The sequence below is a fragment of the Streptomyces sp. NPDC004561 genome, assembly GCF_053602155.1.
Window position 1 is genome coordinate 1 of record NZ_JBSGDB010000402.1, and the last position, 8049, is coordinate 8049.

Annotated in this window: 8 protein-coding genes; 5 read left to right on the forward strand and 3 right to left on the reverse strand. The window is 73.6% G+C overall.

Annotated elements, in window-relative coordinates:
- Both ACWEN3_RS35665 and ACWEN3_RS35670 read right to left on the reverse strand, forming a co-directional pair.
- On the reverse strand, window positions 1-294 hold a 294-nt coding region (locus ACWEN3_RS35665), incomplete at its 3' end, for an MFS transporter (RefSeq protein WP_452979606.1).
- Entirely contained in the window at window positions 291-728 is a 438-nt protein-coding gene (locus tag ACWEN3_RS35670; protein ID WP_452979608.1) for a MarR family winged helix-turn-helix transcriptional regulator, read from the reverse strand. The genes ACWEN3_RS35665 and ACWEN3_RS35670, both read right to left, overlap by 4 nt.
- A 125-nt stretch (window positions 729-853) precedes the next feature.
- Here ACWEN3_RS35670 and ACWEN3_RS35675 point away from each other — a divergent pair, with 125 nt between their 5' ends.
- From ACWEN3_RS35675 to ACWEN3_RS35695, 5 genes are read left to right on the forward strand one after another with little or no spacing between them, the layout of a single operon-like run.
- Window positions 854-3898 (forward strand): FAD-binding and (Fe-S)-binding domain-containing protein, encoded by a 3045-nt coding sequence (locus ACWEN3_RS35675; RefSeq protein ID WP_452979611.1) that lies wholly within the window; start codon window positions 854-856, stop codon window positions 3896-3898.
- 2 nt (window positions 3899-3900) lie between these two features.
- The gene (locus ACWEN3_RS35680; RefSeq protein WP_452979614.1) at window positions 3901-5010 is read left to right on the forward strand and encodes an enolase C-terminal domain-like protein; all 1110 of its coding nucleotides are present in this window, start codon (window positions 3901-3903) and stop codon (window positions 5008-5010) included.
- 56 nt (window positions 5011-5066) lie between these two features.
- On the forward strand, window positions 5067-6077 hold the full coding sequence (locus ACWEN3_RS35685) for an SDR family oxidoreductase (protein ID WP_452979616.1): 1011 nt from the start codon (window positions 5067-5069) through the stop codon (window positions 6075-6077).
- A 9-nt stretch (window positions 6078-6086) separates the two neighbouring features.
- A complete protein-coding gene (locus ACWEN3_RS35690; protein ID WP_452979619.1) occupies window positions 6087-6587 on the forward strand; it encodes a metallophosphoesterase family protein in 501 nt (166 codons plus the stop codon).
- A gap of 22 nt (window positions 6588-6609) precedes the next feature.
- The gene (locus tag ACWEN3_RS35695; protein WP_452979622.1) at window positions 6610-7200 is read left to right on the forward strand and encodes a GNAT family N-acetyltransferase; all 591 of its coding nucleotides are present in this window, start codon (window positions 6610-6612) and stop codon (window positions 7198-7200) included.
- A gap of 98 nt (window positions 7201-7298) precedes the next feature.
- Here ACWEN3_RS35695 and ACWEN3_RS35700 read toward each other — a convergent pair whose 3' ends face one another.
- The gene (locus ACWEN3_RS35700; RefSeq protein WP_452979625.1) at window positions 7299-7958 is read right to left on the reverse strand and encodes an SRPBCC family protein; all 660 of its coding nucleotides are present in this window, start codon (window positions 7956-7958) and stop codon (window positions 7299-7301) included.
- Between the last annotated feature and the right edge of the window lie 91 nt (window positions 7959-8049).

An 8049-nucleotide genomic window follows, 5' to 3' on the forward strand; every position in this document is an offset into this window, starting at 1 on the left:
GACCAGCGCGGTACCGATGAGGTAGAGCCTGCGCGGGCCGTACATGTCCACCAGGCGCCCGATGACGGGCTGGCCGACGGCGGTGGCCAGGTAGAGCGCGGAGACCAGCCACACGGTCTCGGCGGGCGGCGCCCCGAAGGCGACGCCGATCGGCACCAGAGCCACGGCGATCATCGAGGAGTTGATCGGGTTCAGGACCGAGCCGAGGACCATCGGCGGGATCAGCCGGCGGTCGAAGCCGGCGGGGGAGGGGCCGGTGGCTCGGCCGGCGCGGGCGGAGAGTCTCGGTATCACGGCTGGGACAGCCGTTCCATCAGCTCCAGTGCCGCGAGCACCGTACGGCGCTCGTCGTCGGTGAACCGGTCCTGGAAGGCGCGGGCCAGCCACTCGTCGCGCACCTGCTTGTTGCCCTCGATGCGGGCCCGGCCGGCGTCGGTCAGGGTGACCAGCTGGCGGCGGCCGTCGTCGGGATCGGGGGCGCGGCGGATCAGCCCGTGCTGTTCCAGCGCGGCGAGCGTGGTCGCCATGGACTGCGGGCGCACCCCCTCGGCGGCGGCCAGCGCGCTGGCCGTGGCCGCGCCGTGCTTGCCGACCAGGGTGAGCGCCGACTCCTGGGACGGAGTCAGGTCGGCGTCCTGGGCGATCTCGCGGATGCGGCGCCGCAGCCTGCTGAAGACCACACGCAGGTCGCGTGCGGCCCGCACGGCCGAGTCGGAGATGTGGTCCATGCCGCCACCCTAGATCCGTCAGTCAAGACTGTCCAGTCGAAACTGTTCAGCTTTGCCTGACAAATTGTCGGGTACTCGCCGCTCGTCGAGACACGGCAGCACGTCGGTGAGATCGAGGAGCACAGATGACCCCTCCGGACATGTCCGGGCTGGAGGCGGCACTCGGCGCCGAGGTGGACGGCGAGGTCCGCTTCGACGCAGGCAGCCGCGGCGCCTACGCCACAGACGGTTCCAACTACCGGCAGGTCCCGCTGGGCGTGGTCGTCCCCCGCACGGTGGAGGCCGGCGCCCGGGCCCTGGCGGTGTGCGCACGCTTCGACGCCCCCGTCCTCTCCCGGGGCGGCGGCACCAGCCTGGCCGGGCAGTCGACCAACACCGCGGTGGTGATCGACTGGAGCAAGTACTGCACCGGCCTCATATCCGTCGACGCCGAGCGGCGCACCTGCGTGGTGGAGCCCGGTATCGTCCTGGACGAACTCAACCGGCAACTCGCCCCCCACAAGCTCCAGTTCGGGCCGAAACCGTCCACCCACAGCCACTGCGCGCTGGGCGGCATGATCGGCAACAACTCCTGCGGCTCCTCCGCCCAGGCCTACGGCAAGACCGTCGACAACGTCCGGCGGCTGGAGATCCTCACCTACGACGGGCAGCGCGCCTGGGTCGGCCCCACCCCGCCCGCCGAGCGGGCCCGGGTCATCGCCGGCGGCGGCCGGCTCGCCGAGATCTACACCGGGCTCGACCGCATCGCCACCGAGTACCTGGCCGACATCCGCCACGGCTTCCCGAAGATCCCGCGCCGCGTCTCCGGCTACAACCTCGACTCCCTGCTGCCCGAGAGCGGCTTCGACGTGGCCAGGGCGCTCGTCGGCAGCGAGGGCACCCTCGTCACCGTCCTGCGGGCCGAACTCGACCTCGTACCCGTGCCGGCGTACCAGTCGCTGCTCGTCCTCGGCTACGAGGACATCTGCGGCGCCGGCGACGACGTCTCCCACCTGCTGGAGCACTGCTCACCCAGCCAGCTGGAGGCCCTGGACGGGCGCATGGCGCAGCTGATGCGCGAGGAGGGCGCCTTCCTCGACTCCCTCAACACCCTTCCCGAGGGCGACAGCTGGCTGCTGATCCAGTACAGCGGCGACAGCCAGGAGGACGTCGACGAGCAGGCGCACGCGCTGCTGCGCGCGATCGGCCGCGACGAGAAGGCCGCGAACGTCGCCTTCTCCGACAACCCCGAGCGCGAGCAGAAGATGCTCAAGGCCCGCGAGGCCGGACTCGGCGTCACCGCCCGCCCGCCGGACGACCGGGAGACCTGGGAGGGCTGGGAGGACTCCGCCGTACCGCCCGAGCGGCTCGGCGACTATCTGCGGGACCTGAAGAAGCTGTTCCTGGAGTTCGACTACGACCACCCGTCCCTGTACGGCCACTTCGGGCAGGGCTGCGTGCACACCCGCATCCCGTTCGGCCTGAAGACCGCCGAGGGCGTGGCCGACTTCCGCCGCTTCGTGGAGCGCGCCGCCGACCTCGTCGTCTCCTACGGCGGCTCGCTGTCCGGCGAGCACGGCGACGGCCAGTCCCGGGGCGAGCTGCTCACCCGGATGTTCGGCGAACGGCTCGTCACCGCCTTCGGCGAGCTGAAGACCCTCTTCGACCCGGGCAACCGGATGAACCCCGGCAAGATCGTCGACCCCAACCCCGTCGACGGGCAGTTGCGTCTCGGCCCCGCCTGGCGGCCGGACACCCACGCGACCCACTTCGACTTCCCCGAGGACGACCACTCCTTCAACCGTGCGGTGATGCGGTGCGTCGGCATCGGCAACTGCCGCAGCCACTCCGGCGGCGTGATGTGCCCCTCCTACCGGGCCACCATGGAGGAGGAGCACTCCACCCGCGGCCGGGCCCGGCTGCTGTTCGAGATGCTCGACGGCCACGCCGACTCCGCGATCAAGGACGGCTGGCACTCCACCGCCGTCAACGACGCGCTCGACCTGTGCCTGGCCTGCAAGGGCTGCAAGTCGGACTGCCCGACCGGCGTCGACATGGCCACCCTCAAGGCGGAGTTCCTCTCCCACCACTACGAGGGCCGCGTCCGCCCCGCCGCCCACTACTCCATGGGCTGGCTCCCGGTGTGGGCACGGCTCTCCCGGCTCGCCCCCGGCCTGGTCAACTCCGCGCTGCACGCGCCCGGTCTGGCCGGCGCGGGCAAGCGGCTCGCCGGCGTGGACGGGGCCCGCTCGGCGCCCGTGTTCGCCCGGCAGTCCTTCCTGCAGTGGTGGCAGGCCGGTGACCGGGAGGAACCGGACCCGGCCGACCCGCGCACCGTGGTGGTGTGGCCCGACACCTTCAGCACCTACTTCCACCCCTCGATCGCACGGTCGGCGGTGTGCGTCCTTGAGGACGCCGGATTCCGGGTCGCCGTACCCACCGAGCCGGTCTGCTGCGGCCTGACCTGGATCTCCACCGGGCAACTGCCCGTCGCCAAGAGGGTGTTGCGCCGCACCCTCGACGTGCTCAAGCCCTACCTGGAGGCCGGCACCCCGATCATCGGCCTCGAACCTTCCTGCACCGCGGTCTTCCGCGCCGACGCCCCCGAACTCATGCCCGCCGACCAGGACGTGCAACGGCTGGCCGGACAGGTCCGCACCTTCGCCGAACAGCTCGTCCACCACGCCCCGGACGACTGGCGGCCCCCGCGACTGACCCGGCAGGCGACCGTGCAGACCCACTGCCACCAGCACGCCGTCATGAAGTTCGACGCCGACCGCGAACTCATGCGCCGCGCCCACCTCGACGCCGACGTCCTCGACGAGGGCTGCTGCGGCCTGGCCGGGAACTTCGGCTTCGAGCGCGGCCACCACGAGGTCTCCATGGCCGTCGCCGAACAGGGCGTGCTGCCCGCCGTCCGGGGCGCCGCCCCCGACAGCCTGGTCCTCGCGGACGGCTTCAGCTGCCGCACCCAGATCGAGGAGGGCGGCACCGGACGCCGCGCCCTGCACCTCGCCGAGGCCCTCGCGCTGGGACTCGTCGGCAACCTGCCGAGTGAGCAGCCGGAACGCCTGGCCGACCGCCCGGCCCAGCCCTCCCGCACCGCCCGCTGGGCCACGACCGCGACCCTCGCCGGACTCGCCGCCGCGGGCGCCGCCCTCGGGCTGCGGCGGCCGGGCACGAGGAGGTGACCATGACCGATCTGCCGACCGTGGACGCGGTCGACACCACCGTCTACACCGTGCCCACCGACGCCCCCGAGGCGGACGGCACCCTCGCCTGGGACAAGACCACGCTCGTCCTCGTCACCGTCCGCTCGGGCGCCACCACCGGGCTCGGCTACACCTACGCCCCCGCCGCCACCGCCCATCTGATCCGCGAACTGCTCGCCGGCACCGTCACCGGCCTCCCGGCACTCGACGTGCCGCGCGCCAACGAGGAGATGTGCCGGGCCGTGCGCAACGCCGGACAGCCCGGCGTGGCCGCGCAGGCGATCGCCGCCGTCGACATCGCCCTTTGGGACACCAAGGCCCGCCTGCTCGGCCTGCCCCTGGTCCACCTGCTGGGCGCCGCCCGCGACGACGTGCCCGTCTACGGCAGCGGCGGCTTCACCACCTACGACGCCGAGCGGCAGGACCGCCAGCTGCGCGGCTGGACCGAGGACGAGGGAATCCCCCGCGCCAAGATCAAGATCGGGGAGTCGTGGGGCGGCCGGGAGCGACGCGACCTGGAGCGGGTCGCCCGGGCCCGGGCCAGCGTCGGCGACACCGCCGAGCTGTACGTGGACGCCAACGGCGGCTACACCGGCGGACAGGCCGTACGGATCGGCGCCGCGCTCGGCGACGCCGGCGTCACCTGGTTCGAGGAGCCCGTCTCCTCCGACCACCTCACCCTCCTCGCCGACCTGCGCCACCGGCTCCCGATGGACGTCACGGCCGGCGAGTACGGCTATACGCTGCCCTACTTCGAGCACATGCTGGCCGCCGGGGCCGTCGACTGTCTCCAGGCCGACGTCACCCGGTGCGGCGGCATCACCGTCTGGCTGCGCACCGCGGCGCTCGCCCACGCGCGCGGGATCGACATCTCCGGGCACTGCGCGCCGCACGCGCACGCGCACGTGGCCGCCGCGGTGCCCAACCTGCGCCATCTGGAGTGGTTCCACGACCACGTCCGCATCGAGCGGCTCCTCTTCGACGGAGTCCTCGACCCCGGCGGCGGCAGCATCACCCCGGGCGCCGACGGGGCACCCGGACTCGGCCTGACCCTCGTCGAGGAACGGGCCCGGCAGTACCGGGTGGAGTGACGTCCCGGGAGCACCGCACACACATCGAAGCCACTGAGCCGGAACAGGAGTTGATCATGCCCACCACCGTCGTCATCACCGGTGCCAGCGCCGGGATCGGCCGCGCCACCGCCCGGCTGTTCGGGCAACGCGGCGCGAACGTCGTCCTCGTCGCGCGCGGCGAGGGCGGGCTGAGGGCGGCGGCCGACGAGGTCGCGGCCCTCGGCGGACGCCCCCTCGTCCAGCCCGCCGACGTGGCCGACCCGGCACAGACCGAGGCGGTCGCCGAGGCGGCCGAGAAGGAGTTCGGGCCGATCGACGTATGGGTCAACTGCGCCTTCGCGTCCGTGTTCGCGCCGTTCGACGAGATCAGCCCGGAGGAGTACCGGCGGATCACCGACGTGGCCTACCTCGGCTTCGTCAACGGCACCCGGACCGCGCTGACGCGCATGCTCCCGCGTGACCGGGGCACCATCGTGCAGGTCGGCTCCGCGCTCGGGGAGCGGTCCATCCCGCTCCAGTCGGGGTACTGCGGCGCCAAGCACGCCATCAACGGATTCACCTCCTCCCTGCGCACGGAACTGCTGCACCGCGGCAGCAACGTGCACGTCACCGTCGCCCAGATGCCCGGCGTCAACACCCCCCAGTTCGCCTGGGTGCGCTCCCGCCTGTCCCGGCACCCCATGCCGGTGCCGCCGATCTACCAGCCGGAGGTCGCCGCCCGGGGCGTGGCGTACGCGGCCGACCACCCGCGCCGCAAGCAGTTCTACGTCGGCGCCAGCACCGTGGCCACCATCTGGGCCAACCGGTTCGTCCCGGCCCTGCTCGACCGCTACCTCGCCCGTACCGGCTTCGAATCCCAGCAGAGCGACAGCGTCCCGCCCACCGGCCTGGACAACCTCTTCGAACCCGTCGACCGAGAGCCCGCCGACGACCAGGGCGCCCACGGCGCCTTCGACGACAGCGCCCACCCCCGCTCCTGGCAGGAGGCGATGGTCCGGCACCCCGCCGCCACGGCCCTCGGCGCGGGCGCCGCCGTCCTGGCCGCCGGGTTCGGAATCCGCCGGCTGACCTCCTCCTCCGCCTAGGCTGGGGGCGTGCGCCTCCTCCTCATGTCCGACACGCACCTGCCGAAGCGCGCCAAGCGGCTCCCGGACGCCCTGCTCGCCGAACTCCCGCAGGCGGACGTCGTGTTCCATGCCGGGGACTGGGTCGACACCGCGACCCTCGACCTGCTGGAGGCCCGCAGCCGGCGGCTGGTCGGCGTGTACGGCAACAACGACGGCCCCGAGCTGCGCGCCCGCCTCCCCGAGGTGGCCCACGCGCGACTCGGCGGCCTGCGCTTCGGCGTCGTGCACGAGACCGGCCCCGCCCAGGGCCGCGAGGCCCGCTGCGCCGCCCGCTTCCCCGACCTCGACGTGCTGGTCTTCGGCCACAGCCACATCCCCTGGGACAGCACCGCGCCCGGCGGGCTGCGCCTGCTCAACCCCGGCTCCCCGACCGACCGCCGCCGCCAGCCCCACTGCACCTATCTGACGGCCACGATCGCCGACGGCGCGCTCGCCGACGTCACCCTGCACCACCTGCCGCAGCGGTAGCACGCCGTGCGATCATCGCGGGATGATCTCCAGATCCGGCATACCCGACGCCGTGCCCGCGGGCAGCATGGCCGGCGCCGACCAGCCGGTGCTCGGCCTCGCCGGCGGCGCGGAACTGAGGCCGTGGCGGCCGGACGACGCCGACACGCTGCTCACCGCCGGGCAGGACCCGGCGATCCGGCAGTGGAACCTGTTCGCCGTCGCCGACCGGACGGAGGCACGCCGGCGGATCGCACGCATGCACGGGCGGTGGCGGGCCGAGACCGGTGCCGTCTGGGCGATCGCCCGGCCCGGCGGCCCGCCGCTCGGGCTGATCGGTCTCAACGACGTCGACCTCGCGGGCGGCGGCGCCGAGATCGTCTACTGGCTGCTCCCCGAGGCGCGCGGCGCCGGCCTCGCCGTCGCGGCGACCCGGCGGCTCGCCCGGTGGGCCCTGCACGACCTGGGCCTGCACCGCCTGCGGCTGTCCCACTCCACGGCCAACCCCGCCTCCTGCCGGGTGGCCGAGAAGGCCGGATTCGGCTTCGAGGGCACCATGCGCGGCGCCCTGCTGCACGCCGACGGCTGGCACGACCAGCACCTTCACGCGCGGCTCGCGGGCGACCCCGAATAGCGCGCCGGCGGTCGCCGGGGGCGCTCACCTCTCTGCCGGGATCGGCGGCTCGTGGCCGACCGCGCAGCACCCCGCGCCCCTGCCAGGCAGGTTGCCCGTCACCGGCGCCTGGTGGTGTGCCCCTTGCGCCTGTGCCGCAGCAGGCGGGTCGCCGTCCAGACCAGTGCGGCGAGCGCCGCCGCCAGGGCCGCCGCGCGCTTGGCCACCGGCAGGCCGGCCGTGCGCAGGAGATCGAGCGGCTCGGGCTCCTCCCGGGGGGCCGGCGCCGGCTGGGCCTCCTCCGGGCGATCGGGCTGTCCCCCCGCGGTCGGCGCCGGCTCGGTCAGCCGGTCCGCCAGGCAGGTCGCGAACTGGCCCACCAGCCGGTCGCCCACCTCGGCCAGCACGCCCCGCCCGAACTGCGCGGGACGCCCGGTCACCGTCAGGTCGGTCCGCACCGACACCGCCGTACCGCCCTCGTGCTCGCTGAGCGTGCCGGTCACCGTGGCCCGGGCCGTGCCCTGCCCACGGGTCTCCCTGCCGCTCGCCGCCAGCACCATCCGGTGCGCCACCGCGTCCTGCTCCTCGAACACCGCAGTGCCCCGGTAGGTCACGGTGACCGGGCCGACCTTGACCTTCACCGAGCCGGTCACGGTCTTGCCGTCGTAGTCCTCCACCACGGCGCCCGGCAGACACGGCGCGACCCGTTCGATGTCCAGGAGGGCGTGCCAGGCGTCGTCGACCGGGACGGGGACGGTGAACTCGTGGTGCAGCTCCAAGAAACCGAGAAACCGAAGAAAGCCCGTCCCCCTAAACCCTCCCCCACGTCCTCCGGTCCCGTGCCATCGCGTGCAGCGCCTCCACGTCCGC